This is a genomic window from Priestia sp. TRM10 (genome assembly GCF_057808375.1).
In genome coordinates this window covers 16,565-42,456 of record NZ_JBJZOT010000020.1, presented here as the reverse complement: position 1 = coordinate 42,456, position 25,892 = coordinate 16,565, and the positions used below count along the sequence as shown (strand labels likewise).

The following is a 25,892-nucleotide window of genomic DNA, read 5'->3' as shown; positions in this document are numbered from 1 at the left end:
AAGGGTTCTACTCGTCTCCTTCTTCTCATAGGATAACCTTGTCGACAAGTTGTTCTTCCATTCCACTAGCCTTTTAGACATAATATACTATATCCTTAGCATGGTTAGTGGAGGGTTGACAAGTTGTAGAGGACTCTATATAATCTTCGCGAGAGAAGGAGGCGTTTTTCATCGTGTTAAGAAGTATGAAAAAGCTGTTACCTAATCCTACTCTAAACAAAAGGTTTTTGACGATTGCAGTGAGTGTCGCAGCCTTTTTATGTTTAGTAGGATTCGCCGGTTTTAAGGCGAGCCAAACTTCTGTTTCTTTCAGCGCAGACGGCAAAAAAGAGAAATTAAGGACAAATGCCGATACAGTAGAAGAATTGCTGGAAGAACAACATATCAAAGTCAAGGATCAAGATTATCTATCACATAAATTATCAACACATCTTAAGGAAGGGATGAACGTATCTTGGATACCATCTCGCCCCATACAGTTGACTATTGATGACAAGAAGGAAAAGGTATGGACAACAGCGGATACAGTAGAAGGATTATTAAAACGAGAAGGAATAAAGTTGAACGAACATGACCAAGTAAGTCCTAGCCTTAAGAAAAGTATTGAAAAAAACGACCAAGTTCAAATCAACAAAGCCTTTCAATTCACTTTCAACTATAAAGGAGAAACAAAGAAAGTGTGGTCAACTTCGACTACGGTCGCTGACTTTTTAGCCCATCATAAAATACAAAAGGACGATATGGATCAAGTGAATCCAAGTTTATCTACTAAAGTCGAACCAGGTATGAATGTAACGTATACAGATATTGAAAAAGTCACCGATGTAGTGGAAGAACCAGTGAATCATGCTGTTGTGAAAAAAGAAGACCCAATGCTGCCTAAAGGGCAAGAGAAGGTTCTTAAAGAAGGACAAGATGGGGTTGTAAAGAAGGAATATGAGATTACGAAAGAAAACGGTCAAAATGTTTCGAAAGAGCTATTAACAGAAGAGCCTTTAAAAGAGAAACAGGACCGTGTTATTGCTGTTGGTGCAAAAGTTGATAAACCAGTTTCCCAGACAGCTGGTGTCGTAAATGTGTCTTCAAAAGGACAGTCTGGAAAAGAAATTACGGTTTCAGCAACAGCATATACAGCTTCATGTAATGGGTGTTCAGGTACAACAGCAAACGGCATGAATTTAAAAGCAAACCCAAATGCAAAAGTTATTGCTGTTGATCCAAACGTTATCCCACTTGGAAGTAAGGTATATGTAGAAGGTTATGGATATGCAACAGCTGCAGACACAGGTGGAGCTATTAAAGGTCACCGAATTGATGTGTTTTTTGCTGATAAATCACAGGCCTATAAATGGGGTCGTCGAAATATAACCGTCCGAGTTGTAAACTAATATTAATAGTTGAAAGATACAGAGGGGATTTTTCTCCTCTGTCTTTTTTAGGTTAAAATAATGTATGTTCTAATATATAAGACGAAACAGTTTTAGGAAAGTTTCACCATATGGAGGAAAAAATGAAAATTAAAGAAATTATTGTTGTTGAAGGAAGAGATGATACTACGGCTGTACAACAAGCTGTTGAAGCAGATACAATTGAGACTAATGGTTCCGCTATTAATAAAGCTACCATTGCAAAAATTAAACTTGCTCAAGAAACAAGAGGTGTTATCGTATTCACAGATCCTGATTATCCAGGAGAACGGATACGTAAAATTATTAGTGAACATGTTAAAGGATGTAAGCATGCCTTTTTACCAAAACAGCAAGCAAAGCCGAAGAAAGGAAGAGGTCTTGGTGTTGAACATGCTTCTAGAAAAGATATTCGTGTTGCTCTTCAAAATGTGTATGAAGAATTTATTGATATTGAGGAAGAGATTACACATCAAGATCTTATGATTGCAGGTTTGATTGGTGGCAGTACAGCAAAAAAAAGAAGAGAAATACTAGGACAGTTTCTGAAGATTGGCTATGCAAATGGAAAACAGCTGCATAAACGACTTCTCATGTTTCAAATTACAAAAGAACAATTCAAAGAAGCAATGGTACGTGTGCTAGAGGAGGAAAAGTAAGATGAAAGATATCGCAACCCCATCGAGAACAAATGAAATATTAAAAAAATACGGATTCACATTTAAAAAAAGTTTAGGTCAAAATTTTCTTATAGATCCTAATATTTTAACAAGTATTGTTCGTTATGCAGAGCTTGATGATAAAAAAGGTGCAATTGAGATTGGACCGGGAATTGGAGCATTAACAGAGCATTTGGCAAGGACTGCGCAGAAGGTTGTAGCCTTTGAAATTGATCAACGTTTGCTTCCTATTCTAGATGAAACATTAGCTCCTTATGATAACGTGGAAGTCTTGAACCAAGATGTTCTAAAGGCAGATCTCAAAAGTGTATTAGAAGAACAGTTTGCAGGAATAGAAGATATTATGGTTGTAGCAAACCTTCCTTACTATGTGACAACTCCTATTTTGATGAAACTATTAGAAGAAGAGCTTCCGCTTGAAGGTATTGTTGTTATGCTTCAAAAAGAAGTCGGAGACCGCATTTCGGCTAAACCTGGTACAAAAAGTTATGGATCTCTTTCAGTAGCTATTCAATACTATTCTGAACCTGAAACAGTTATGACAGTGCCAAAAACGGTATTTAACCCGCAACCAAACGTTGATTCATCTGTTATTCGCTTAAAAATGCGTAAGACTCCACCTGTTGAACTTGATGATTCAGCTTATTTCTTTACGGTCGTTCGTGCTTGTTTTGGACAACGTCGTAAAACAATATTGAATAATTTAACAAATAATTTAGAAGACGGAAAGAAATATAAAAAAGAAATTGAAGGGGCTCTTCAATCTACAAATATTGATCCAAAGCGTCGAGGAGAAACATTGACAATTGAAGAGTTTGCTCTTTTAAGTAATACGTTAAAACGCACGATTGGATAAAAATAACGAGTAGGCAATCACCTTTTCCACTCATGTTCATACTCTATGGTTAGATAAGTTTGTTATAACAAATCGACTTTGAGGCTGTGACGGAGTGAATAACATGAATATTAATGTTGGTGATATCGTTGCAAGATCTTCTTATAACAGAGATGTACTATTTAGAGTAATTGATATTCAGGGAGGAATTGCTGTTTTATATGGAGAAGAAGTGAGGCTAGTGGCAGATGCTCCACTTGATGACCTAGAAGCAGTTCAGAAGCAAGAGTATATGGATAGAAAGTCCAAAGAAGAGCAGCGCATCCAGCGCTCTTTTTCCCTTATTAAACAAGATTATGAACTAACACGAGAGCAAAATGAATATGAAGCAACAAATGGGTATGAGGAAGAAAAACGTTTTTTTCAACTTCCAGGCAAAGTACTTCACGTCGACGGAGATGCTAGCTACTTACAAAAGTGTTTAACTTTTTATGAAAAGCTTAACATTCCTGTTTATGGAGTGCATTGCTTGGAGAAGGAAATGCCTCAAAAAGTCCCTGCTTTAATTGACGAAATACGTCCTGATATCCTTGTTATTACAGGGCATGATGCTTATTCTAAATCAAAGGGGAAAAAAGGGGAAATTGAGGCCTATAGACACTCAAAACATTTTGTGGAGACAGTGCATGCAGTGCGCAGAAGAGTTCCTAATTTAGATCAGCTTGTTATCTTTGCAGGAGCTTGTCAATCACACTTTGAGTCCCTTATTGGAGTTGGAGCAAATTTTGCAAGTTCTCCCTCTCGAGTGAACATTCATGCTCTAGATCCTGTGTATATTGTGGCTAAAATTAGCTTTACACCCTTTACTGAGCGCATTCGGGTATGGGATGTATTACGCAATACGTTGACAGGGGAAAAAGGAATAGGCGGGATAGAAACAAAAGGTCTTCTTCGTACTGGTATGCCTTATAATATCTTAGAAGAATAAGTCCTCTCAGGCTGCATGCCTAGGGGACTTTTTTTGTACATAAATTTTGAAAAATAGAAAATAATAATTTTGATAGGATATAGGCGAAATACATATTGACAATATCTATGTACAATTGTTATAATTTTAAATTTGACTCATTGCACAATACGTGCTATAATGAAGTCAGCGAGGTGGATAGCATGGGAAAAACTTTGGCAGAGATTAAGCAAACATTGGATTTGCAATTGGGAAAGCGCCTTACTTTAAAAGCAAATGGTGGAAGAAGAAAAACCATTGAACGTTCTGGGGTTTTAACAGAAACATATCCGTCTGTTTTTATCGTAGAGCTAGACCAGGCTGAAAACTCTCTTGAGCGAGTGTCTTATAGCTACACAGATATTTTAACGGATACGGTTCAACTAAAGTTCTTTGAAGATCCAGCTAACGGTTTAGCATAGCATAAGCGGGCAGTAAACTTTTGTTTGCTGCTTTTTATTTTGTTCTTCTTGTACATACTAAAATAAGACATCCCTTTGATGTCTATGAGTGTAGTTTTGAAGGAGGGTTAGTATGGCTAGAAGACCAATACTTTCGAATAAAGCAAAAGAGGAAATAGCAAAAGAACTTGGGTTCTATGATACTGTGAAAGAACAAGGGTATGGAGCCATAACTTCGAAGGATGCAGGAAACATTGTGAAAAGAGCAGTCGAGATTGCAAAAGCAGGGCTCAATAAACAAGTATAAATTGGAAAGAAAGAGAAAAAGTCAAAGCGATACGCTTTGGCTTTTTTGTGTAGGCACGAATTTGTCGAATTAAAGACATTCAAATTGTATAATTTATGATAAAATAGCCTTAAACTTGTAGTACGTGGAGTAGGTGAAGAGAATGAAGCTTTCAATGAAAGCACCAGCAAAAATAAATTTATCATTAGATGTATTAGGCAAACGTCCTGATGGGTTTCACGAAGTAGAAATGATTATGACTACAATTGATCTTTCAGATCGAATTGAGCTTGAAGATAGATATGATGGAAAAATATATGTTTCTTCTCACAATCGATATGTACCAGATGATCAGCGGAATTTGGCTTATCAGGCAGCGCAACTATTGAAAGAGCGCTTCAAAGTTTCAAGAGGGGTAACGATTACAATCACAAAAATTATCCCTGTTGCAGCAGGATTAGCTGGAGGAAGCAGTGATGCAGCCGCTACTTTAAAAGGACTAAACCGTTTATGGAATTTAGGTTTGTCAGTAGATCAGTTAGCTGAAATTGGAGCAGAGATTGGTTCTGATGTTTCATTTTGCGTATACGGAGGAACAGCTCTTGCAACAGGTCGTGGAGAAGTGATTCAACATATTGATCATCCTCCAAAGTGTTGGGTAGTATTAGCAAAACCTGAACTTGGGGTTTCAACCGCAGAAGTTTACCGTAACTTGAATCTGAAAAACATCGAGCATCCTGATGTACATGGAATGGTTGATGCATTAAAAGAGAAAGATTACGATAAAATGTGTAACCTTGTTGGAAATGTATTGGAAACTGTAACATTAAATCTTTATCCAGAAGTATCTCAGATTAAAGAACAGATGATTAAGTTTGGCGCAGATGCTGTTTTAATGAGCGGAAGTGGTCCCACTGTTTTTGGTCTTGTTCAATATGATTCTCGTATGCAACGTGTGTACAACGGGTTGAAAGGTTTTTGCGATAAAGTGTACGCTGTACGCATCATAGGAGAAAGAGTAGTTGATTAAAACCGTATCATAGTGTTATATTTACTTTAAAACATACGGATTTTAGGAGGAAGAGATGAAGTTTAGACGCAGTGGACGACTTATTGATATGACTCATTATTTTCTTCAGCATCCAAGACGGCTTATTCCATTAACATACTTTGCCGATAAGTATAAATCAGCAAAATCATCTATTAGTGAAGACATGGTTATTGTCAAACAAACTTTTGAACAGCAAGGCATCGGAACATTGATTACGCTTCCAGGAGCTGCAGGAGGCGTGAAATTCATTCCAAAAACATCAAAAGAAGAAGCGAAAGCTTTTGTTGATGATTTGTGCGAAATGATTGAAAGCCCTGAACGTTTACTTCCTGGTGGCTACTTATATTTAACAGATATCTTAGGTAACCCAAAAGTTGTAAACAAAATTGGACGTTTGTTTGCTTCGACTTTTGCGAATCGAGATATCGATGTTGTAATGACAGTAGCTACAAAAGGAATTCCGCTTGCATATGCTGTTGCTCAATATTTAAACGTACCTGTTGTAATTGTACGTAAGGATAGTAAAGTAACAGAAGGTTCAACAGTGAGCATTAATTATGTTTCAGGATCTTCTAAGCGCATTCAAACAATGCTGCTTGCTAAAAGAAGCTTAAGCATTGGGTCTCGCGTTCTTATTATTGATGATTTTATGAAAGCAGGCGGGACTGTAAATGGAATGATAAGCTTGCTTGAAGAATTTCAGGCTACAGTTGAAGGCATTGGCGTTCTTGTCGAATCAGAAGACATTGAGGAACGTCTTGTTGATGAATATATTTCTCTTGTGAAACTTTGTGATGTTGATACAAGAGGAAAACAAGTAAGAGTAACAGAAGGCAATTACTTTCAATATTATTCATAAGAAACCTGAGGGGGAAAATGTATGCGCTACATACAAACAGATCAAGCACCACAAGCAATTGGACCATATTCACAAGGAATTATTGTAAATAATATGCTTTATAGCTCAGGACAAATTCCATTAAGAGCAGATGGAACACTTGTTGAAGGAAGTATTGAAGAGCAAACAGAACAAGTCTTTGCAAATCTTCAAGCGATTCTAGAAGAAGCAGGAGCTTCATTTGATACAGTTGTTAAAACAATGGTCTTTCTAGATGATATCAATGACTTTCAAGCTGTAAATGAAGTGTATGGCCGTTACTTTGCTGAACATAAACCAGCTCGTTCTTGTGTAGAAGTTGCGAACCTTCCTAAAGGAGTAGGAATTGAAATTGAAGTTATTGCTCTTGTAAAGTAAGAAAGCAAAAAAAGCTCCCCACAAATTGTAATTTGTGGGGAGCTTTTTTTGTTTTATCACCTTGAAAAGAAGAAAAATCCATGTATTTTTAAAATAATAAAAGATAATGGTCTATTTTTTCTGATTTTTAGGAAAAATTTTTGTAGAAGAGAAGGAGATTAGAAAATTCTGTGGAATTATTATGGTAAAGCTTCATGAAAAGGTGGTGAACAGGATGGAAGTAACTGACGTAAGATTACGCCGTGTTAACACAGACGGACGTATGCGAGCTATCGCTTCAATCACATTGGACAACGAGTTCGTAGTACATGATATTAGAGTCATCGATGGAAATAACGGATTGTTTGTAGCTATGCCAAGCAAACGCACTCCAGATGGAGAGTTCCGTGATATTGCCCATCCAATCAACTCAACTACTCGAGGTAAAATTCAAGATGCTGTTTTAGCAGAATATCACCGATTAGGTGAACTAGAAGTTGAATTTGAAGAAGCAGGAGCTTCATAATGATATTTAAAAAGAGCCTATGTTTATAGGCTCTTATTTTTGGTTTTTTCCTCCAAAACCTTCTTGTAACCCCTTTCTTCACAAAAAACTCTGTAAAAAATATGTACTTTTCATCGTTTTCTTGAAATACCTTCATATTTGAGATATATTTTTAATGGATAAAAAGGACAAACTGGAGGTCCATTATGACAAATAGATATGCGGTTATATTGGCTGCTGGGCAAGGAACAAGGATGAAATCATCTCTTTACAAGGTGTTGCACCCTGTATGTGGAAAACCTATGGTTGAACATGTTGTAGATCAGCTAAGAACTCTAAACCTTGACAGCATTGTAACAATTGTTGGGCATGGTGCAGAAATGGTGAAAACACAGCTTGGTGATCGTAGCCTTTATGCACTACAGGAAGAACAGCTTGGAACGGCTCATGCAGTAATGCAGGCAGATTCAGTTTTGAAAGATAAGAAAGGAACAACGATTGTTGTTTGTGGAGACACACCGCTTATTACAAGCGAAACAATTGAAGCTGTTCTAAATTATCATGATCAAAATGAAGCAAAAGCAACAATTCTAACAGCACACACGGATAATCCAACAGGATATGGTCGTATTGTCCGCAATGAAGAAGGTCATGTTTTAAAGATCGTGGAACACAAAGATGCAACAGAGCAAGAGAGAGAAATTGGTGAAATCAATACTGGAACGTATTGCTTTGACAATGAATTCTTATTTTCTGTGCTTTCTCAAGTATCAAATGATAATGTTCAGGGAGAATATTACTTACCTGATGTTGTTGAGATTCTTCAATCAAAAGGTGAAAAAGTGTTAGCATATCAAACAGATGATTTTGCGGAAACACTAGGTGTTAATGATCGCTACGCACTTTCACAAGCAGAAGCTACAATGCGCGCGCGTATTAATAAGAAACATATGTTAAATGGGGTTACGATTCAAGACCCTGCAAACACATATATTTCAGCTGATGCAGAAATTGGCCGTGATACAGTTCTATTACCTGGCGTTGTAATTAATGGTAAAGTATCAATTGGTGAACGCAGCGTTATTGGACCACACTCTGAATTGAAAGATTGCCAAATTGGTGAAGAAACAACAATTCGTCAATCAGTTGTGCACGATAGTGAAGTAGGTAATAAAGTAAATATTGGTCCTTTTGCTCACATTCGTCCTCAATCTTCAATTGGTGATGAGGTACGTGTAGGCAATTTTGTAGAGATTAAGAAAGCTACTTTTGGTAAAGGAAGCAAAGCTTCTCACTTAAGCTATATTGGTGATGCAGAAGTTGGCAAAGATGTGAACCTTGGTTGTGGTTCAATCACTGTAAATTATGATGGGAAAAATAAATTCTTAACCAAGATCGAAGACGGTGCTTTTGTTGGGTGCAACTCTAACTTAATTGCTCCTGTTACAGTAGGAAGTGGAGCATATGTAGCGGCTGGTTCAACAATCACAGATGATGTACCAGGCGAAGCACTATCTATTGCTCGTGCGAAACAAGTGAATAAAGAAGGCTATGCAAATAAAATAAATAACAAAAAGTCCTAACGGAGGGTACTCATTATTATGTCAAGAGATTATACTTCTGAAAAAATTAAAGTTTTTTCCTTAAATTCAAATCCTGCTTTAGCAGAAGAAATTGCTAAAGTAATTGGAGTTGGGCTAGGGAAATGTTCGGTTACTCGTTTTAGTGATGGAGAAGTTCAAGTTAACATTGAAGAAAGTATTCGCGGCTGTGATGTTTTTATTGTTCAGTCTACGAGTGCACCTGTTAACGAACGACTAATGGAACTTCTTATTATGATTGATGCACTTAAGCGTGCAGCAGCTAAAACAATCACAATTGTTATCCCTTACTACGGTTATGCTCGTCAAGATCGTAAAGCTCGTGCTCGTGAGCCAATCACAGCTAAGCTTGTAGCAAACCTTCTTGAAACAGCAGGAGCGCATCGCGTGATTGCACTTGATTTACATGCTCCTCAAATTCAAGGTTTCTTTGACATCTTAATTGATCACCTTATGGCAGTACCTATCCTAGGAGAGTACTTTAAAGGAAAAGAGTTAGATGATATTGTAATCGTTTCTCCAGACCACGGCGGTGTAACAAGAGCAAGAAAGCTTGCAGATCGCTTAAAAGCTCCGATTGCGATTATTGATAAGCGTCGCCCACGTCCAAACGTAGCAGAAGTTATGAACATCGTTGGACAAGTTGAAGGAAAAACAGCAATCTTAATTGATGATATGATTGATACAGCAGGTACAATCACACTTGCTGCAAATGCACTTGTAGAAGCAGGAGCAACACAAGTTTATGCTTGTTGTACACACCCAGTGCTTTCAGGCCCTGCGATTGATCGTATCCAAAACTCTAAAATCAAAGAGCTTGTTGTTACAAACTCTATTGCACTTACAGACGAAAAGAAAATTGATAAAGTAACACAGCTATCTGTTGCACCTCTAATTGGAGAAGCAATTATTCGCGTTTATGAAGATCAATCTGTTAGTACACTTTTTGATTGATTTGTAATTGTATTTTACCTTTCATGTTTAGCAATCTTTAAAAAAGGGTATTTCTAATACTGTACACAAATAAAGAGAAACTAAAACATGGAAGGTGAAGTAGATTGAGTAATCAATTACAAGCACAAGTACGTGAAGATTTAAAACGTTCAGCAACTAGAAAATTACGTGAAAATGGCAGTGTTCCTGCTGTTGTATATGGATATAATCAAAATTCAAAGTCTATTTTTCTTGATTCTATAGACTTCATTAAAACAATGCGTGAAGTAGGTCGAAACGGTGTGCTAACACTTGTTGTCGAGAAAGATAAGTTTCCTGTAATGCTACATGATGTTCAGGTTGATCCATTAAAAGATCAAGTTGTACATGCTGACTTTTATGTTGTAAACATGAAAGAAGAAGTAGATGCAGAAGTGACGATCTCTCTTGTAGGAGAGCCAGCAGGAGTTAAAGATGGCGGAGTGTTATCACAAGCATTAAACGAAATTTCAGTTCGGGCTCTTCCAAATGATGTTCCGTCTGTGATTGAAGTAGATGTATCTCATTTAAGCATCAATGACTCTATTACAATTTCGGACATCCCAAAAGAAGGCAAGTACGAAATTACAAATGAAGACTTAGAAGAAACAATTGCTTCTGTACTTCCTCCTCGACAAGTAGAGGAAGTTGAAGATGAAACAGCGGCAGAAGAGACAGAACAAACTGAAGAAGCAAAAGATCAAGAATAAAAGCACAGGACGTAACCTTTTAATGGTTACGTCTTTTGCTATGAACTAGTAACTGTAGCTAAAAGAGAAATGGATAGTTACTTGTGTGGAAAGAGCCAATTTGTGCTAAAATAAAAGAAGCACAATAAACTTAATAACAGGTGAAAGGGGTACCAAAAGTTGAAAGTGATTGTAGGTTTAGGGAACCCTGGGAAACAATATGAGCATACACGCCACAATATTGGATTTATGATTGTTGATGAACTCTCTGATCGTTTCAATATTCCTTTGAATCAAACAAAGTTTAATGGAATGTTTGGGATGGGGCATGTTCAAGGCGAAAAAGTATGCTTGTTAAAGCCTCTTACATATATGAATTTATCTGGCGAATCTCTTCGTCCGCTTATGGATTACTATGATGTGGAGATTGAAGATATTGTTGTTATCTATGATGATTTAGATTTACCAGCGGGTAAAATTCGTTTAAGGCAGAAGGGTAGCCCAGGAGGTCATAATGGAATTAAGTCCATTATTCAGCACGTACACACTGATCAATTCAAACGAGTTCGTGTTGGAATTGGTCGCCCTCAAACAAATATGAAGGTTGTTGATTACGTTCTTGGCCGATTTACAGATGATGAGATGATAAGCATGAAGGAAGCTATGGAACGTTCTATCCTAGCTTGTGAGAAATGGCTAAATGAACCGTTTCTAAATGTTATGAATACGTACAATAGCTAATAGAATAAGATATAGAGAACATGTCCATACTAAGGGTAAAATACTTAGGAGGACCTTTTATGTCTATTCACTATGTATGCAGACACTGCGGACATAAAGTAGGTACGTTAGAGGAAAAAGTCGTTGATACAGAGAAGTTAGGATTTAATCATTTAACAAATGAGGAACGAACTTCGTTCATTCAATATGCAGAAGACGGAAGTATGTCAGTGAATGTAATTTGCGAAGATTGCCAAGAAGCTTTAGAACGAAATCCAGATTTTCATCAGTATTCAACATTTATACAGTAATACGCTTTGGTTGTAATATACCAAAGCATTTTCTATTTGAGTTACGTTGTTTTAAAGAGGAGGAGACGATGTTGCAAGGATTAAAGAGACACTTCGAGCATCATAAAGAAATCGAAGGAATTTTAAATGGAGTCCAAGAAGGAATTAAAGAGCAGCTTGTTACGGGGATCTCGGGTTCTGCACGCGCAGTATTGATGGCAAGTCTCTATGAAAAAGAGGAAGGGAAACGGCCTCTTTTAGTTGTAACCCATAACTTATATCAAGCACAGAAGGTACATGATGATCTTACAAATCTGCTGCCTGAACAAGACGTATTTCTCTATCCTGTAAACGACGTACTTGCTTCAGAATTTGGTACGGCAAGTCCTGAATTAAGAGCACAGCGCTTAGAAGTGTTAAACTTCTGGAACAGAGAAGAAAAAGGAGTTGTTGTTGCTCCATTGCAGGGGATATTGCAACTTCTTCCACCTAAGTCTGTTTGGAATAAAAATCAGCTTACATTTCAAGTTGGTGTAGACATTGATGTAGAGTATGCTATTACAAAGATTAACGAACTTGGTTATGAACGAGCTTCAATGGTTTCAACACCAGGAGAGTTTAGCGTACGCGGAGGCATTATTGATATTTACCCTCTTACAGAAGAAAATCCAGTCAGAATTGAATTGTTTGATACCGAGGTAGATTCCATTCGAACTTTCACAGCTGAAGAGCAACGTTCAGTAGATAAGCTAGAGAGCATTACAATTGGCCCTGCAACAGAACTACTTCTTACAGAAGAACAGCTTATTCAAGGGGCAAAGTCACTAGAAGCAGCTCTTTCGAAAACTTTAAAGAAAGTGAAGGATGAAACTGTAAAAGAGAAGCTTGTTGAAAAAGTTCAATATGAAATTGAACAACTAAAAAATAAGCAGATTTTTGATGATGTCTCAAAATATTTTCATCTTCTTTATGAAGAACCAGCTAGTTTACTAGATTACCTACCTGAAAATGGGGCTGTGTTCTTCGACGAAATTACAAGAGTACATGAAGCATCAGAACAGTTGAAAAAGGATGAAGCTGATTGGGTTACAAATCAGCTTATGGTTGGAGAATTTGTACATGACATCCCACTGTCTCACAATATGGCAAACCTTCTTCAAAAGCATAAAGCACCATTTATCTATATGTCGCTATTTTTGAAGCATGTTCCAAACACAAGTCCGCAAAACATTATAAATATCTCGTTTAAAGCAATGCAGCAGTTTCACGGACAGATGAATTTGTTCAAGGGAGAAGTAGAGCGTTGGGTTAAAAACAACTTTACGATTGTTGTGCTTGGTCCAACATTGGAACGAGTAGATAAGCTGGAGTCGGTTCTTCGTGACTATGATCTTGACTCTATTATTTTGAAAGAAGATTCTCAGCTTATTCCAGGCACAATTCAAATTGTAGAAGGTGATTTACAATCTGGATTTGAGCTTCCAATGCAGAAGCTTGTTGTGATTACAGAAGAAGAGTTATTTAAGAAACGAGTTAAAAAATCAAAGAGACGTCAAAAGCTTTCAAACGCAGAGCGAATTAAAAGTTATTCAGAACTTAATGTTGGCGATTATGTTGTTCACGTAAATCACGGAATCGGTAAATATCTGGGTATTGAAACGCTAGAAATCAACGGTCTTCACAAAGACTATCTGAATATCCGATATGAAGGTACAGATAAACTATACGTACCTGTTGAACAGATTGATCAAGTACAGAAATATGTTGGTTCTGAAGGCAAAGAGCCTAAACTCTATAAATTGGGCGGTAACGACTGGAGGAAAGTGAAGCGTAAAGTAGAGGCATCTGTTCAAGATATTGCAGATGATCTTATTAAACTTTATGCAGAACGTGAAGCAAGTAAGGGATATCCATTTGCTCCTGATAGTGATATGCAGCGTGCATTTGAGGCATCTTTCCCATATCAAGAAACAGAAGATCAACTGCGCTCAATTGCGGAAGTGAAAAAGGATATGGAACGCATCCGTCCTATGGATCGTCTTCTTTGTGGAGATGTTGGATACGGAAAGACCGAAGTTGCTATAAGAGCAGCATTCAAAGCCATTCATGAAGGAAAACAAGTGGCTTTTCTTGTGCCGACTACAATACTAGCTCAGCAGCATTATGAAACAATCCGTGAAAGATTTCAAGAATATCCAATAAATATTGGTCTTTTAAGCCGTTTTAGAACAAGAAAGCAGCAACAAGAAACAGCAAAAGGACTAAAATCAGGGGTTGTAGATATTGTAATTGGAACACATCGCTTGCTTTCTAAAGATATTAAGTATAAAGATTTAGGGTTACTTATTATTGATGAAGAACAGCGCTTTGGTGTTACACATAAGGAAAAAATAAAACAGCTAAAAGCTAATATTGATGTTCTAACATTGACAGCAACGCCAATTCCAAGAACACTGCATATGTCGATGCTTGGAGTTCGCGATTTATCTGTTATTGAAACACCTCCTGAAAACCGTTTTCCTGTGCAAACTTATGTGCTTGAATATAACCCTCCACTTGTAAGGGAAGCAATTGAACGCGAACTTGCTAGAGATGGGCAAGTGTACTTCCTTTATAACCGTGTAGAAGATATTGAGCGTAAAGCAGAAGAAATCTCAAACCTTGTTCCTGATGCACGTGTTGCTTATGCACACGGTAAGATGAACGAAACGGAGCTTGAAGCAGCTGTGTTAAGTTTCTTAGAAGGAGAATATGACGTTTTAGTAAGTACAACTATCATTGAAACAGGTGTTGATATTCCAAATGTTAATACATTGATTGTACATGATGCAGATCGTATGGGCCTTTCACAGCTTTATCAGCTACGTGGACGTGTTGGTCGTTCAAATCGAGTTGCATATGCTTATTTCACATACCGTAAAGATAAAGCTCTAAGCGAAGTAGCTGAGCAAAGATTACAAGCAATTAAAGAGTTTACGGAGCTTGGTTCTGGATTTAAGATTGCAATGCGTGATTTATCCATTCGTGGAGCAGGGAACTTACTAGGAGCCCAGCAGCATGGCTTTATTGACTCTGTTGGTTTTGATTTATACTCTCAAATGCTTAAAGAAGCAATTGAAGAGAGACAAGGCAGCGGTGAAGAAGAGAAAGTGGATGTTGAGATTAATATTAATCTTGATGCCTACATTCCAGATCAGTATATTGTAGATGGTAGAATGAAAATTGATATGTACAAACGATTCCGCGGTATTGAAAGTCTCGAAGATCTTGAAGATTTGAAAGAAGAAATGATTGATCGCTTTGGTGATTATCCTGCTGAGGTGGGCTACTTATTTAAAGTTGCTGAAATGAAAGTGTACGCAGCTGAGAATGGAGTAGAATCTGTTATGCAATCTAAGACGGAAATCGCTATTCTCCTAACTGAGAAGGCAAGTGCTGAGATTGATGGACAGAAGCTATTTCAGTTAGGAAATGAGTTTGGACGAATGATGGGGTTTGGTATGGAAGGAAACCGTGTCAAAGTTGTAGCAAATATTAACCGTCTAAAAGAAGCTGAATGGCTTCCAATGATTTTGAAATTCGTAAAAAATCTAAAAGATGTTCGAAAAGAACAAAAGGTGAAATCTGTCTAACTTTTTATGAACAAAGCACTCTTTCTAGAATGATACATTAATGACAAATATGACATTAAAATTAAAATATTACAAGTAACCAATATTATGTTAACAACGATTGTCTTTCTGTTCAAAACACTCCATAATGGGGTAGTAATGACTAAATGTGGCATAAAATCGTATAAAACGTCGCTTTTTATAAAAAAAACCAACTATTTACGTATAGAAGTTAATATGTGAAGGATACTAACTTCAACATTGGTGATAAATTCAACCATGACCAATTATTCATCATCTTATGAAAGTGAGGCTTTGTTTCATGAAAGCAACAGGTATAGTTCGCAGAATTGATGATTTGGGGCGTGTTGTAATCCCAAAAGAAATTAGAAGAACATTAAGGATTCGCGAAGGAGATCCACTTGAGATTTTCGTTGATCGCGATGGTGAAGTAATTTTAAAGAAATACTCGCCAATCAGCGAATTAAGTGACTTTGCGAAAGAATACGCTGAAGCATTATATGACAGTTTAGGTAACCCGATCTTAGTTTGTGACCGAGATTACTTCATTGCAATTGCAGGAGCATCTAAAAAGGATTATCTGAACAAAAGTGTAGGTCAGCTTCTTGAGACAACGATGGAAAATCGTAGTTCTACTATTGTTACAGAAGAGAAGACAATTGAGCTTGCAGACGGTCATGAAGAAAAAGTATCGTCATATACAATTGGACCTATTATTGCCAATGGAGATCCAATTGGAGCTGTCGTTATCTTCTCAAAAGAAGGAACAGTCTCAGAAATTGAGCACAAGGCTGTTCAGACAGCAGCTGGATTCCTTTCTCGTCAAATGGAACAATAATTAGTAAAGGTCTACTTATTTTTATCTATCTTTATAAAACAGATACTTAAGCGTATAAACGAAAGAAGAGATATCAACAAGCACTTTGCTGCTTAGGTATCTCTTCTTTTTTTAGGTGAAGGGATATAGAGCATAATAGAAAGTAGCGTGATATAATACAGGTGTTGTAAATGGGCTAAAGAAGGTAGACGATATGAAAAGAAAAAACAAAATTCGTTCTTCAATGATTTGGAATGGAGCGATTATCCTTACGATTTCAGGGCTCATTACTAAAGTGTTAAGTGCTGTATATCGTATTCCATATCACTACTTATCAGGTGATATTGGATTTTATATTTATCAACAAATTTATCCGTTTTACGGCATTTCTGTGTTTTTAAGTACATTTGGTTTTCCTGTTGTCATTTCAAAATTGTTAACAGAACAAAATTCAGAGAGAGAGCGAAGAGAAGTTGTTAAAGTTTCCTTTGTATTTCTCCTCCTATTTAGTGGATTTCTTGCACTTTTTCAATATACAACAGCTGATTATATTGCAGAAGCAATGGAAGATAAAGGACTTACTCCTCTTATTCAGCTTGTATCTCTTTCCTACTTGTTTATTCCATTCATGGCTGTGATTAGAGGATATTATCAAGGTGAGAATAATATGTTTCCAACCGCTCTATCACAAGTGACGGAACAGTTCGTTCGAGTAGGATGTATCTTGCTTTTTGTGTATCTTTTCATCCAAACAAGACAAAGTATTTACGATGTAGGGGCTGCTGCTATATTAGGTTCATTAATCGGCAGCGGAGCAGCACTAATTGTTTTGCTTTCCTTTGTACTTCGATTAAGGAGAGAGAAACTAGGATCCGTACGTCTGTTAGGCTCTTTTCGAATTATAAGGAAATTAGTTTCTCAAGGGTTTTGGGTTTGCTTAAGCGGAATGAGTCTTTTGTTTATGCAGCTTATTGATTCATTTACCCTATATGGCGAGCTAACCTCAGGAGGAATTGATGAGATTACGGCTAAAGTATTAAAGGGAGTATATGATAGAGGATTGCCTCTTATTCAGCTTGGAACGGTTGTTGGCACGGCTTTCTCTTTATCCCTTGTTCCTGTTATTTCAACAGCTTTTCTACAGAAGGATCGAAGACTTCTTCAGTATAAGGCAAGCTTAGCTCTACGTGTAGGAACGGTTGTTGGCTTTGGAGCAGCTGGTGGTTTATGTCTTATTATTAAACCAACAAATGCTATGCTTTATGGAGATTACAGAGGCTCTGATGTTCTTGCTATATTAAGTATTACAGTGGCATTCACAACTCTAGCTGCAACAAGCTCAGCTATTATTCAAGGGATGAATAGAGTCTATATACCAGCTCTCTCAGTACTGATAGGTATCATTGTTAAGTGGCAATTAAACGAATTTTTAGTTCCTTCCTTTGGGACAAAAGGAGCTGCGTTTGCTTCTGTGATGTGCTTTGCTTTCATTACATTTGGAAATGTAACGTATTTGCGAGTTGTGCGTGTGCTTCCAAGGCTCTCTTTTTCCTCACTTTATACAGTGTTGAAAGCATTATTGGTTATGGCGGTTGTTCTAATAGTTTATCAACTCTTATGGCCAGTTATATTGAGAGACGAAGGAAATCAACATGCACTAGTTGCCCTAACGAGTGTTGTACTTGGAGGTCTAGTTTATATGAGTACAATTTTGAAGATGGGGATGTTTACATTAGAGGAACTTGCAATGCTTCCACTTGGAAGCAAGCTTGCAAAGTTAGGACGGAAGAGAGAAGAAAGGTGATAAAATGGCAAAAAAGATTAAAGTACTTGGTCTAGGTGCAGGTGACTATGATCAACTGACAATTGGCACATTAAAAATTCTTCAAGGAACAAAAGAAGGATATATTAGAACAAAGCACCATCCACTCGTCTCTCAATTAGAAGCAGAGGGGATTACTTTCCAATCTTTCGATGATAGTTATGAAGCGTTTAAGACATTTGAGGAAGTATATGAACATATCTCAAATGTCTTAATTGAAAAAGCTGAAAAAGAAGATGTATTATACGTTGTACCAGGCCATCCGATGGTTGCGGAACAGACTGTACAGCTTCTTTTGCAAAAAGGGAAAGAGAAAGAAGTGGAAATTGAAATTAGCGGAGGCCAAAGCTTTTTAGATCCGTTATTTACGGCAGTGGAAATAGATCCTATCGAAGGATTTCAACTTCTTGATGGAACAAGCCTAAAGAAGGAAGAAATTCAAGTTACACAACACGTAATCATTGCTCAAGTTTATGATGGATTTGTTGCTTCAGATGTAAAACTTGTTCTAATGGAGAAACTTCCTGACGAGTATCCCGTTTATATTGTAAGGTCAGCAGGAAGTCAGAACGAAAACGTTCAAAAAGTGCATTTATACGAACTTGATCATCATATTCGAGAGGTTGATAATCTTTTAACGCTTTACATACCTCCTGTGAAAGATGAAGAAGTGTTGTACAAACAGTTTCCAACACTTCGCTCTATTATTGCAACATTAAGGGGTCCTGAAGGCTGTCCGTGGGATCAAAAGCAAACACATGAGTCACTACGATCATACGTGTTAGAGGAAGCGTACGAGCTTATTGAAGCAATTGATAATGGGGATGATGATCATATTGTAGAAGAGCTCGGAGACATCCTTCTTCAAGTAATGCTGCATGCTCAAATTGGAGAAGATGAAGGCATGTTTACGGTTGATGATGTGATTGAAGGTATATCTGCGAAAATGGTTCGTCGCCATCCCCACGTTTTTGGCAAGAAAGAAGCAAATAATGTGGAAGATGTGTTAACAAATTGGGAAGAAATTAAAAAACAAGAAAAGCAAGAGCGTGAGTCTATTTTAGACGGAATTCCACAATCAATGCCTTCACTCTTAAAGGCTTATCATATTCAGAAAAAAGTGTCTAAAGTGGGCTTTGACTGGGATGATGTTTCTCCAATGTACGATAAAGTACAAGAAGAGCTCGAGGAATTTAAACAAGAAGTTAAAAAATCAACAGAAGTGACCGAAGAAATGATGGAAGAGTTCGGTGACATTTTAACAGCCATTGTTAATGTGGCTCGCTATTATAAAATCGATCCTGAAGTAGCCTTGGCTAAAAGCAATGCAAAATTCATAAATAGGTTCAATTATATTGAAGAACGGGTAAAAGAACGAGGGGCGAACTTTAGAGATTTTTCTCTTGAGCAGCTTGATGAGTTCTGGAATGAAGCAAAGAAAAAAGGTTTATAGATAGAAAGGTGAGTAACATGAGACTTGATAAATTTCTTAAAGTATCAAGATTAATAAAACGTCGTACATTAGCAAAAGAAGTGGCAGATCAAGGTCGTATCACTGTTAACGACCAAGAAGCAAAAGCTAGTACGAAATTAAAAGAGAATGATGTTTTAAAGATTAAATTTGGCACAAAAGAAGTGACGGTAAAAATTAATGCACTTCAAGAAACAGCTAAAAAAGAAGAAGCCTCTTCTCTTTATACAATTGTAAAAGAAGAGTATACATCAGAAAGAAAGTAGGCTTGTTCTAAATAGCCCTTCCACCTCATATACCTAATGTGAAAAGATTCGTGTGAGGATCTCATGAATTTATTAGATGAGGTGAGGGGACAATGAATCAATATCATGATATGACAGGGGGCACGAAGGATACAAGTGCACCCAACCACGATATAGTGATGAAAGGCCGTAGACTTCTTGATATTACAGGTGTAAAGCAAGTGGAGAGTTTTGATACAGAAGAATTCTTGCTTGAGACAGTAATGGGTTTCCTTTCAATAAGAGGACAAAATTTACAAATGAAGAACTTAGATGTAGATAAGGGAATCGTATCGATTAAAGGTAAAATTTTTGATATAGTGTATCTAGAAGCAAACCAGTCGGAGAAAGCTAAAGGATTCTTTAGCAAGCTGTTCCGATGACCCTAAATGTTCAGTTTTATACGATGGTAGCAATGGCGCTCACAGGATCATATCTTGGGGCTGCCATTGATACGTATCGTTTTTTCTTTAATCGACAGTTAGTTTCTCGCTGGATTGTATTTTGCCATGATATTGTATTTTGGCTTCTGCAAGCCGTTCTTATCTTCTATGTATTGTTCGTTGTAAATGAAGGGGAGCTACGGTTCTATATTTTTCTTGCCCTTTTATGTGGTTTTGCCGCATATCAAAGCTTATTTAAGAAACCGTATCAATCGCTGTTAACCTTTCTTGTACGAGCCGTCGTTTCTCTATACTTATTTGTCGTTCGACTTATAAAAGGACTTGTTGTTAAACCAATATGGTTCATTATCCAGGCTCTTATTGCCATCGTACTTTATGTAGGTAATCTTCTTTTCACTGTAACACTTACTGTGTTGAAGATTTTCTTATTCCCCATAGCTTGGCTTCTCAGAATCATTTGGAGAATGTTGCCAACTTCAGTCCAACAATTTTGTTACCGTTTTTTTCAATCTTTAAAAGGATTTTCCGTAAAAATCAAGAATATAACAATTGGGCTTAAACAGTACTTGCTGTTCTGGAAACGGAAAAAGGAGGAGTAGTGAACGTGGGAGTAAGAAAAAGTAAAAATGTAACCTCGCTACCTTCAAGTCATGTGGAAACCCAACAAAAACAACTGGATTCCAAAAGTCGTCGCCGCATTGGACTTATTAGGCGTCTCACTGTTTTTGGCATCTTTGCTCTCATCTTTAGTATCTTTATTACTGTAAAGCTTTTTTCCCAGCAGTCAGCCATTGAAGAGAAGAAAGCAGAACATAAGCAGTTAACAGAAGAATTAACGAAGCTTGAGAAGAAAGAGAAAAGCCTCAATACAGAGATTAAGCAGTTGAACGACGATGATTATATAAAGAAGCTAGCAGGAAAAGATTATTTCTTAACTGAAGATGGACAAATTATTTTCAATGTAAAAGATTAACGGCACCTTATGTGCGTTGACAGCGTGAAATTTAGTTTTGTATAATATATAATAAATTGACTTTTTTACATTTTAAGGAGGAGCATTTTTTTTATGTCAATCGAAGTAGGCAGCAAGTTACAAGGTAAAGTAACAGGTATTACACATTTCGGAGCGTTTGTTGAGCTTTCAGAAGGTACAACTGGACTTGTTCACATTAGTGAAGTAGCTGACAACTATGTAAAAGACATTCGCGAACATCTTCAAGTTGGTGATCAAGTAGAAGTAAAGGTCATCAATATCGAGAAAGATGGAAAGATCGGCTTATCAATTAAGAAAGCAAAAGATTCATATCGTCCACCAAGAAAGCGTCAAGAACGTCCTAACAATCGTCCAAATACAGAGAACTTTGAGCAAAAAATGTCGCGTTTTTTAAAGGATAGTGAAGATCGTCTTGCTTCCCTAAAACGTAACACAGAGTCAAAACGTGGCGGTCGTGGAGCGAGAAGAGGTTAACTTGCTGCTGATGAAGCGATAAATGAACTACTGTGAGTAATAATGCTCATCTTTTATAGATACGCATAAGAGCAGCCTAATGATTAGGCTGCTCTTTTTTTATAGTGCACATTCCTCAATTTCAAACCCCAAATCTTCAATCATTTTATGGTCATATTCTGCCTCTTGTCCATCTGTTGTTAAATAATCACCAACAAAAATAGAATTAGCTGCATAGAGCCCTAGAGGCTGAAGAGAGCGAAGGTTTACTTCACGACCACCTGAAATACGAATCTCTTTGCTTGGATTGATAAATCTCACGAGAGCAAGGATTTTTAAGCATGCTAATGGTTCTAGCGGTTTTTGGTCCTGCAAGGGAGTACCTTTGATTGCATGAAGAAAATTAACAGGAATTGAATCAACATCAAGATTCCTCAGTGAAACAGCAATCTCATAGATTTGTTCATTTGTTTCACCCATCCCAAAAATACAGCCTGAGCAAGGAGAAATCCCTGATTTCTTCACTTCGTTCACTGTATTTACTCTATCTTCATATGTATGAGTAGATACAATGGAAGAATGGTTATCTCGATGGGTATTGAGATTGTGATTATAACGATGAACACCAGCTTGCTGTAGTCTTTGTGCTTTTTCTTCATTAAGAAATCCTAAACATGCACAAATTTTTAGAGAGGTTGTCTTTGTAATTTCTTCCACAGCCCCAGCAACTTCCTCCACGTCTCGTTTTGAAGGGGCTCTACCACTTGCCACAATACAGTAGGTTCCTGCTTGACGTTTTATAGCTTCCTGTGCTCCTGCTATAATTGTTTCCTTGTCTAGCATAGGGTATTTCTCAATAGGAGCGTTTGACACAATAGACTGTGAGCAGTATCCACAATTTTCAGGACAGAGTCCGCTTTTGGCATTAATAATCATATTGAGCTTTACTTTGTTCCCAAAATAACGAGAGCGAATAGTATAAGCAGCATCCATGATTGAGAGAACTTCATCATTAGGAGCTTCAAGAATTTCTAGTGCCTCTTTCTTTTCTAGTAGTTCACCTTCTAATACTTTTCTAGCTAAATTAGTCCATTTTGACATAGCTTTCACTCCATTTCTGCTAAATGTTAACTTTATAATAATAAAGGTTAACATTTAGTGAGGAGACTGACAATTATCAAAACGTGTCGCTAATCCATGGATTTAATAAATTAATAATCAATTTAATATTTTAGGAAAGTTTATTTTATATTTATATCTTTTAATTAATAGGATTTTTAAGAAGTAAGATTTTATTTCAATATAAGAAATAAAGAAAGAATTTTATTTTCGGAAAATGAGAAAATTGAAATGTTAGGAGATATAGTATTATTAAAGGAATGCAGAAAAAGCGGAAAAACGAAAAAACCCCTTCGTACGACAATGTACGAAGGGGTTTTTGTAGAAATAGCGGCGGAGGGGATCGAACCCCCGACCTCACGGGTATGAACCGTACGCTCTAGCCAGCTGAGCTACACCGCCAATTAAAGACAAGTTAAATCATACTATGACTATAGAGAAGTGTCAATACATTTGGTACATAAAGAGAAATAAACCACTTTTATAACGAGTTACGTCATTTATCTTAGAGCTTAATAGAGAAGAGTCTAACATTTTGTATAGTTTTTGAAAGTTCAGTAGAAAAGAGTCGAACGATTTTTTTAAACAATCCCTTCTTTTGACAAAAAAAAGAAGTTGTCCTCTGTATAATGAGCACTAAGTATTTCTATACAGGTGGTGAACGAAGTGGAGAAGACAGAAAGAAACTATGCCAGTCCAATCCCGAATTTAGTAGCAGATCGAACAAAGAAGGAGACGTCAAAATTTTTCCTAGGTCTTCAGCTTAAGTTGGAGAATCTGCTGTTTCAAAGTGGTTTACTCATCCTGATTACCGGTTTTTTATTAGGACGAGCTCTTATTCTTATGGAGATTATGCCGTTTGCTCTTCCATTTGTAGCAGCGGTTTATGTTATGAAGAAAGAGAAGCTCGGGGTAAGTGCTTTAGCCGTTCTAGGTGGGGCATTTACCATTTCCGTTGAGAAAGGTGCCTTTGTCCTGTTATGCGTTTTTGCCTTCCTCATTTTATACAAAGTAAGTGGATTTCTCTCAGTTGAACCTGCGCGAAAACTACCGCTTATCGTTTTTGTGACAATGCTTATTGTGAACCTCTCTCTTTCTTACACATCAGCTTGGACGCTTACAGTATATGACGTTACACTTGCAGTTGTAGAGTCAGGCTTAAGCTTTATTTTAACAATGATTTTCCTTCAAAGTATTCCACTTATCTCACAAAAGATTAATCCACATGCTTTAAAGATAGAAGAAGTAATTTGTTTAATCATCCTTCTTGCTTCTGTTATGACAGGAACAATTGGATGGGAAATTTATGGGCTTTCCGTTGAACATATTTTATCTCGGTACTTGGTTATTGTTTTTGCTTTTGTAGCAGGAGCAACTGTTGGCTCAACAGTTGGGGTTGTGACAGGTTTAATTCTAAGTCTCGCAAATGTCTCAAGTTTGTATGAAATGAGTTTGCTTGCTTTTTCAGGTCTTCTAGGGGGATTATTAAAGGACGGGAAGAAACTTGGCGTATCGTTAGGTCTTATCGTTGGAACATTGCTTATTAGCTTGTACAGCAAGCCAGATGAGATTCTTTCACTCAACTTATACGAATCACTTGTTGCTGTTGGCTTATTTTTACTGACACCAAAAGGGATAATCGGCAAAATTAGCAAACTTGTTCCTGGAACAGCTGAACACAGCAATGAGCAACAGCAATATTTACGAAAAGTACGTGATGTAACAGCTAATCGTGTTGAACAGTTCTCAAATGTATTTGAAGCCTTGTCTTCTAGTTTTTCTAAAAATACATTTTATGATAACGAGCAGAATGAAGAAAAGGAAGTTGACTATTTTTTAAGTAATGTGACGGAAAAAACGTGTCAATTATGTTTTAAGAAAGAGCAGTGCTGGGGAGCACAGCTTGATACAACATATGATTATATGACAGAGATTATGCAAGAAGTTGAGAATGGAACGATGAAAACAAATCAACGCTTGAATCGTGAATGGGACAAGCATTGTGTGAAATCGAAAAAAATGATTGAGACAATGGAAAAGGAACTCACCTATTTCTATGCGAACAAGCAGCTCAAGCAACAAATTATTGAAAGTCGCAAAATTGTGGCAGAGCAGCTCTCAGGTGTTTCTCAAGTAATGAAGGATTTTGCTGATGAGATTCAAAAAGAGCGTCAGCACCTTTATATTCAAGAGGAGCAGATTGTTGAGGCTTTAAAAGGGTTTGGGATAGAAGTGAATCAGATTGAAATCTATAATCTTGAACAAGGAAATGTTGATATTGAAATGTGGGTTCCTTATTGTGAAGGACGTGGGGAATGTGAAAAACTTATTGCACCGCTTCTTTCAGATATTTTAAATGAAACTGTAATTGTAAAAGAGGAAAAATGTGCTCCATATCCTCAAGGATATTGTCATGCGTCCTTCTGTTCTGCACAAGCTTATGTTGTAGAAACAGGGGTAGCTCATGCGGCAAAAGGCGGTGGATTTATTTCTGGGGATAGTTATTCCATCATTGAACTTAGTCGCAATAAACACGCTATTGCAATTAGTGATGGAATGGGAAATGGGGAGCGTGCGCATTGTGAAAGTACAGATACGCTTCAGCTTTTAAAACAAATTCTCAAAACAGGTATTGAAGAAAAAATGGCCATTAAATCTGTGAATTCTATTTTGGCATTAAGAACAAATGAGGAGATGTACTCAACGCTTGATCTTGCTATGGTAGATTTACAAGATGCGAATGCCAAATTCCTTAAGATTGGTTCAATTCCAAGTTTTATCAAGCGCGGGAACAAAATTATTAAAATACAAGCTAATAATCTACCAATTGGAATTATTGACGAATTTGAAGTTGATGTTGTAAGTGAGAAACTAAAGGCTGGAGATTTGCTTATTATGATGAGTGACGGGGTATTTGAAGGACCTCGCCACGTTGAAAATTACGAAATGTGGATGAAACGCAAGATTAGCGAGATTGAAACAGATCATCCACAAGAAGTAGCGGACATTATCATGGAAGAAGTGATTAGAACAAAAGCAGGAGTGATTGATGATGATATGACGGTTGTTGTGACAAAGATTCAGCATAACATTCCAAAATGGTCATCGATCCCTGTTCATTCTCAAACCCAAAAACAAGCATAAACAATGAGATCTCCTTCTCTTATAAGGTATATACCTAGACATTTTCGTCCATGATGGTAATACCGAATTTGAGGAG

At 37.0% G+C, this 25,892-nt stretch carries 26 protein-coding genes and 1 tRNA gene; 25 read left to right on the top strand and 2 right to left on the bottom strand.

What is annotated here, in order from left to right:
- Positions 1-173: 173 nt before the first annotated feature.
- From ACK3CR_RS26780 to ACK3CR_RS26665, 24 genes are all read left to right on the top strand, one after another.
- Positions 174-1,388, top strand: coding sequence for a ubiquitin-like domain-containing protein (locus tag ACK3CR_RS26780; RefSeq protein ID WP_328123922.1), 1,215 nt, complete (start codon positions 174-176; stop codon positions 1,386-1,388).
- Positions 1,389-1,510: 122 nt separating this feature from the next.
- On the top strand, positions 1,511-2,065 hold the full coding sequence (gene rnmV / locus ACK3CR_RS26775; protein ID WP_243516019.1) for a ribonuclease M5: 555 nt from the start codon (positions 1,511-1,513) through the stop codon (positions 2,063-2,065).
- A 1-nt stretch (position 2,066) separates the two neighbouring features.
- Positions 2,067-2,942, top strand: coding sequence for a 16S rRNA (adenine(1518)-N(6)/adenine(1519)-N(6))-dimethyltransferase RsmA (rsmA, locus tag ACK3CR_RS26770; protein ID WP_243516017.1), 876 nt, complete (start codon positions 2,067-2,069; stop codon positions 2,940-2,942).
- 103 nt (positions 2,943-3,045) lie between these two features.
- A complete protein-coding gene (gene yabG / locus ACK3CR_RS26765; RefSeq protein ID WP_488976355.1) occupies positions 3,046-3,909 on the top strand; it encodes a sporulation peptidase YabG in 864 nt (287 codons plus the stop codon).
- 182 nt (positions 3,910-4,091) lie between these two features.
- Positions 4,092-4,349 (top strand): biofilm formation stimulator Veg, encoded by a 258-nt coding sequence (gene veg, locus ACK3CR_RS26760; protein WP_019395129.1) that lies wholly within the window; start codon positions 4,092-4,094, stop codon positions 4,347-4,349.
- Positions 4,350-4,461: 112 nt separating this feature from the next.
- Positions 4,462-4,635 carry a small, acid-soluble spore protein, alpha/beta type gene (locus tag ACK3CR_RS26755; protein WP_019395128.1) on the top strand — a complete coding sequence of 58 codons (174 nt, stop codon included), beginning with the start codon at positions 4,462-4,464 and terminating at the stop codon, positions 4,633-4,635.
- Between the two features lie 142 nt (positions 4,636-4,777).
- Complete coding sequence (gene ispE, locus ACK3CR_RS26750; protein WP_019395127.1) at positions 4,778-5,644, top strand: 4-(cytidine 5'-diphospho)-2-C-methyl-D-erythritol kinase; 867 nt, start codon at positions 4,778-4,780, stop codon at positions 5,642-5,644.
- 55 nt (positions 5,645-5,699) lie between these two features.
- Positions 5,700-6,524: a pur operon repressor gene (gene purR, locus ACK3CR_RS26745; protein WP_019395126.1), complete on the top strand. Its 825-nt coding sequence runs from the start codon at positions 5,700-5,702 to the stop codon at positions 6,522-6,524.
- Positions 6,525-6,545: 21 nt separating this feature from the next.
- On the top strand, positions 6,546-6,920 hold the full coding sequence (locus ACK3CR_RS26740; RefSeq protein WP_040059949.1) for a RidA family protein: 375 nt from the start codon (positions 6,546-6,548) through the stop codon (positions 6,918-6,920).
- Positions 6,921-7,134: 214 nt separating this feature from the next.
- Positions 7,135-7,425 (top strand): septation regulator SpoVG, encoded by a 291-nt coding sequence (gene spoVG / locus ACK3CR_RS26735; protein WP_019395124.1) that lies wholly within the window; start codon positions 7,135-7,137, stop codon positions 7,423-7,425.
- Between the two features lie 185 nt (positions 7,426-7,610).
- The gene (gene glmU / locus ACK3CR_RS26730; RefSeq protein WP_488976354.1) at positions 7,611-8,987 is read left to right on the top strand and encodes a bifunctional UDP-N-acetylglucosamine diphosphorylase/glucosamine-1-phosphate N-acetyltransferase GlmU; all 1,377 of its coding nucleotides are present in this window, start codon (positions 7,611-7,613) and stop codon (positions 8,985-8,987) included.
- A gap of 18 nt (positions 8,988-9,005) precedes the next feature.
- Positions 9,006-9,959 carry a ribose-phosphate diphosphokinase gene (locus ACK3CR_RS26725; protein ID WP_019395122.1) on the top strand — a complete coding sequence of 318 codons (954 nt, stop codon included), beginning with the start codon at positions 9,006-9,008 and terminating at the stop codon, positions 9,957-9,959.
- Between the two features lie 104 nt (positions 9,960-10,063).
- On the top strand, positions 10,064-10,687 hold the full coding sequence (locus tag ACK3CR_RS26720) for a 50S ribosomal protein L25/general stress protein Ctc (RefSeq protein WP_243516009.1): 624 nt from the start codon (positions 10,064-10,066) through the stop codon (positions 10,685-10,687).
- A gap of 159 nt (positions 10,688-10,846) precedes the next feature.
- Complete coding sequence (pth, locus tag ACK3CR_RS26715; RefSeq protein ID WP_328123925.1) at positions 10,847-11,407, top strand: aminoacyl-tRNA hydrolase; 561 nt, start codon at positions 10,847-10,849, stop codon at positions 11,405-11,407.
- A gap of 59 nt (positions 11,408-11,466) precedes the next feature.
- A complete protein-coding gene (gene fin, locus ACK3CR_RS26710) occupies positions 11,467-11,697 on the top strand; it encodes an anti-sigma-F factor Fin (RefSeq protein ID WP_046218470.1) in 231 nt (76 codons plus the stop codon).
- A gap of 71 nt (positions 11,698-11,768) precedes the next feature.
- Positions 11,769-15,308, top strand: coding sequence for a transcription-repair coupling factor (gene mfd / locus ACK3CR_RS26705; RefSeq protein WP_488976356.1), 3,540 nt, complete (start codon positions 11,769-11,771; stop codon positions 15,306-15,308).
- A 301-nt stretch (positions 15,309-15,609) separates the two neighbouring features.
- A complete protein-coding gene (gene spoVT, locus ACK3CR_RS26700) occupies positions 15,610-16,146 on the top strand; it encodes a stage V sporulation protein T (RefSeq protein WP_019395117.1) in 537 nt (178 codons plus the stop codon).
- 193 nt (positions 16,147-16,339) lie between these two features.
- Entirely contained in the window at positions 16,340-17,929 is a 1,590-nt protein-coding gene (locus ACK3CR_RS26695) for a putative polysaccharide biosynthesis protein (protein WP_243516003.1), read from the top strand.
- 4 nt (positions 17,930-17,933) lie between these two features.
- On the top strand, positions 17,934-19,400 hold the full coding sequence (gene yabN / locus ACK3CR_RS26690) for a bifunctional methyltransferase/pyrophosphohydrolase YabN (protein ID WP_243516001.1): 1,467 nt from the start codon (positions 17,934-17,936) through the stop codon (positions 19,398-19,400).
- 17 nt (positions 19,401-19,417) lie between these two features.
- A complete protein-coding gene (locus ACK3CR_RS26685; RefSeq protein ID WP_061803142.1) occupies positions 19,418-19,684 on the top strand; it encodes an RNA-binding S4 domain-containing protein in 267 nt (88 codons plus the stop codon).
- A 92-nt stretch (positions 19,685-19,776) separates the two neighbouring features.
- On the top strand, positions 19,777-20,085 hold the full coding sequence (gene yabP / locus ACK3CR_RS26680) for a sporulation protein YabP (RefSeq protein WP_019395113.1): 309 nt from the start codon (positions 19,777-19,779) through the stop codon (positions 20,083-20,085).
- The gene (gene yabQ / locus ACK3CR_RS26675; protein WP_243515999.1) at positions 20,082-20,705 is read left to right on the top strand and encodes a spore cortex biosynthesis protein YabQ; all 624 of its coding nucleotides are present in this window, start codon (positions 20,082-20,084) and stop codon (positions 20,703-20,705) included. Before yabP ends, yabQ begins: the two co-directional genes overlap by 4 nt.
- A gap of 5 nt (positions 20,706-20,710) precedes the next feature.
- Entirely contained in the window at positions 20,711-21,079 is a 369-nt protein-coding gene (locus ACK3CR_RS26670) for an FtsB family cell division protein (protein ID WP_197233069.1), read from the top strand.
- A 93-nt stretch (positions 21,080-21,172) separates the two neighbouring features.
- On the top strand, positions 21,173-21,574 hold the full coding sequence (locus ACK3CR_RS26665) for a S1 domain-containing RNA-binding protein (RefSeq protein ID WP_019395110.1): 402 nt from the start codon (positions 21,173-21,175) through the stop codon (positions 21,572-21,574).
- Between the two features lie 99 nt (positions 21,575-21,673).
- Here the strand turns inward: ACK3CR_RS26665 and bioB are convergent, their stop codons facing one another.
- A complete protein-coding gene (gene bioB / locus ACK3CR_RS26660) occupies positions 21,674-22,654 on the bottom strand; it encodes a biotin synthase BioB (protein WP_243515990.1) in 981 nt (326 codons plus the stop codon).
- A 346-nt stretch (positions 22,655-23,000) separates the two neighbouring features.
- Positions 23,001-23,074, bottom strand: a tRNA-Met gene (locus ACK3CR_RS26655).
- 264 nt (positions 23,075-23,338) lie between these two features.
- Between ACK3CR_RS26655 and spoIIE the strand changes: the two genes are divergently transcribed.
- Complete coding sequence (gene spoIIE, locus ACK3CR_RS26650; protein WP_430240416.1) at positions 23,339-25,816, top strand: stage II sporulation protein E; 2,478 nt, start codon at positions 23,339-23,341, stop codon at positions 25,814-25,816.
- Positions 25,817-25,892: the final 76 nt, after the last annotated feature.

Excerpts from the sequence above, each read along its gene's own strand:
- rsmA (WP_243516017.1), top strand. The coding sequence starts at position 2,067 with ATGAAAGATATCGCAACCCCATCGAGAACAAATGAAATATTAAAAAAA.
- veg (WP_019395129.1), top strand. The coding sequence starts at position 4,092 with ATGGGAAAAACTTTGGCAGAGATTAAGCAAACATTGGATTTGCAATTG.
- ACK3CR_RS26695 (WP_243516003.1), top strand. The coding sequence starts at position 16,340 with ATGAAAAGAAAAAACAAAATTCGTTCTTCAATGATTTGGAATGGAGCG.
- ACK3CR_RS26740 (WP_040059949.1), top strand. The coding sequence starts at position 6,546 with ATGCGCTACATACAAACAGATCAAGCACCACAAGCAATTGGACCATAT.
- yabG (WP_488976355.1), top strand. The coding sequence starts at position 3,046 with ATGAATATTAATGTTGGTGATATCGTTGCAAGATCTTCTTATAACAGA.
- yabP (WP_019395113.1), top strand. The coding sequence starts at position 19,777 with ATGAATCAATATCATGATATGACAGGGGGCACGAAGGATACAAGTGCA.
- bioB (WP_243515990.1), bottom strand. The coding sequence starts at position 22,654 with ATGTCAAAATGGACTAATTTAGCTAGAAAAGTATTAGAAGGTGAACTA.
- spoVG (WP_019395124.1), top strand. The coding sequence starts at position 7,135 with ATGGAAGTAACTGACGTAAGATTACGCCGTGTTAACACAGACGGACGT.
- ACK3CR_RS26685 (WP_061803142.1), top strand. The coding sequence starts at position 19,418 with ATGAGACTTGATAAATTTCTTAAAGTATCAAGATTAATAAAACGTCGT.
- purR (WP_019395126.1), top strand. The coding sequence starts at position 5,700 with ATGAAGTTTAGACGCAGTGGACGACTTATTGATATGACTCATTATTTT.
- yabN (WP_243516001.1), top strand. The coding sequence starts at position 17,934 with ATGGCAAAAAAGATTAAAGTACTTGGTCTAGGTGCAGGTGACTATGAT.
- ACK3CR_RS26755 (WP_019395128.1), top strand. The coding sequence starts at position 4,462 with ATGGCTAGAAGACCAATACTTTCGAATAAAGCAAAAGAGGAAATAGCA.
- ACK3CR_RS26725 (WP_019395122.1), top strand. The coding sequence starts at position 9,006 with ATGTCAAGAGATTATACTTCTGAAAAAATTAAAGTTTTTTCCTTAAAT.
- rnmV (WP_243516019.1), top strand. The coding sequence starts at position 1,511 with ATGAAAATTAAAGAAATTATTGTTGTTGAAGGAAGAGATGATACTACG.
- spoVT (WP_019395117.1), top strand. The coding sequence starts at position 15,610 with ATGAAAGCAACAGGTATAGTTCGCAGAATTGATGATTTGGGGCGTGTT.
- glmU (WP_488976354.1), top strand. The coding sequence starts at position 7,611 with ATGACAAATAGATATGCGGTTATATTGGCTGCTGGGCAAGGAACAAGG.
- ACK3CR_RS26665 (WP_019395110.1), top strand. The coding sequence starts at position 21,173 with ATGTCAATCGAAGTAGGCAGCAAGTTACAAGGTAAAGTAACAGGTATT.
- ispE (WP_019395127.1), top strand. The coding sequence starts at position 4,778 with ATGAAGCTTTCAATGAAAGCACCAGCAAAAATAAATTTATCATTAGAT.
- fin (WP_046218470.1), top strand. The coding sequence starts at position 11,467 with ATGTCTATTCACTATGTATGCAGACACTGCGGACATAAAGTAGGTACG.
- yabQ (WP_243515999.1), top strand. The coding sequence starts at position 20,082 with ATGACCCTAAATGTTCAGTTTTATACGATGGTAGCAATGGCGCTCACA.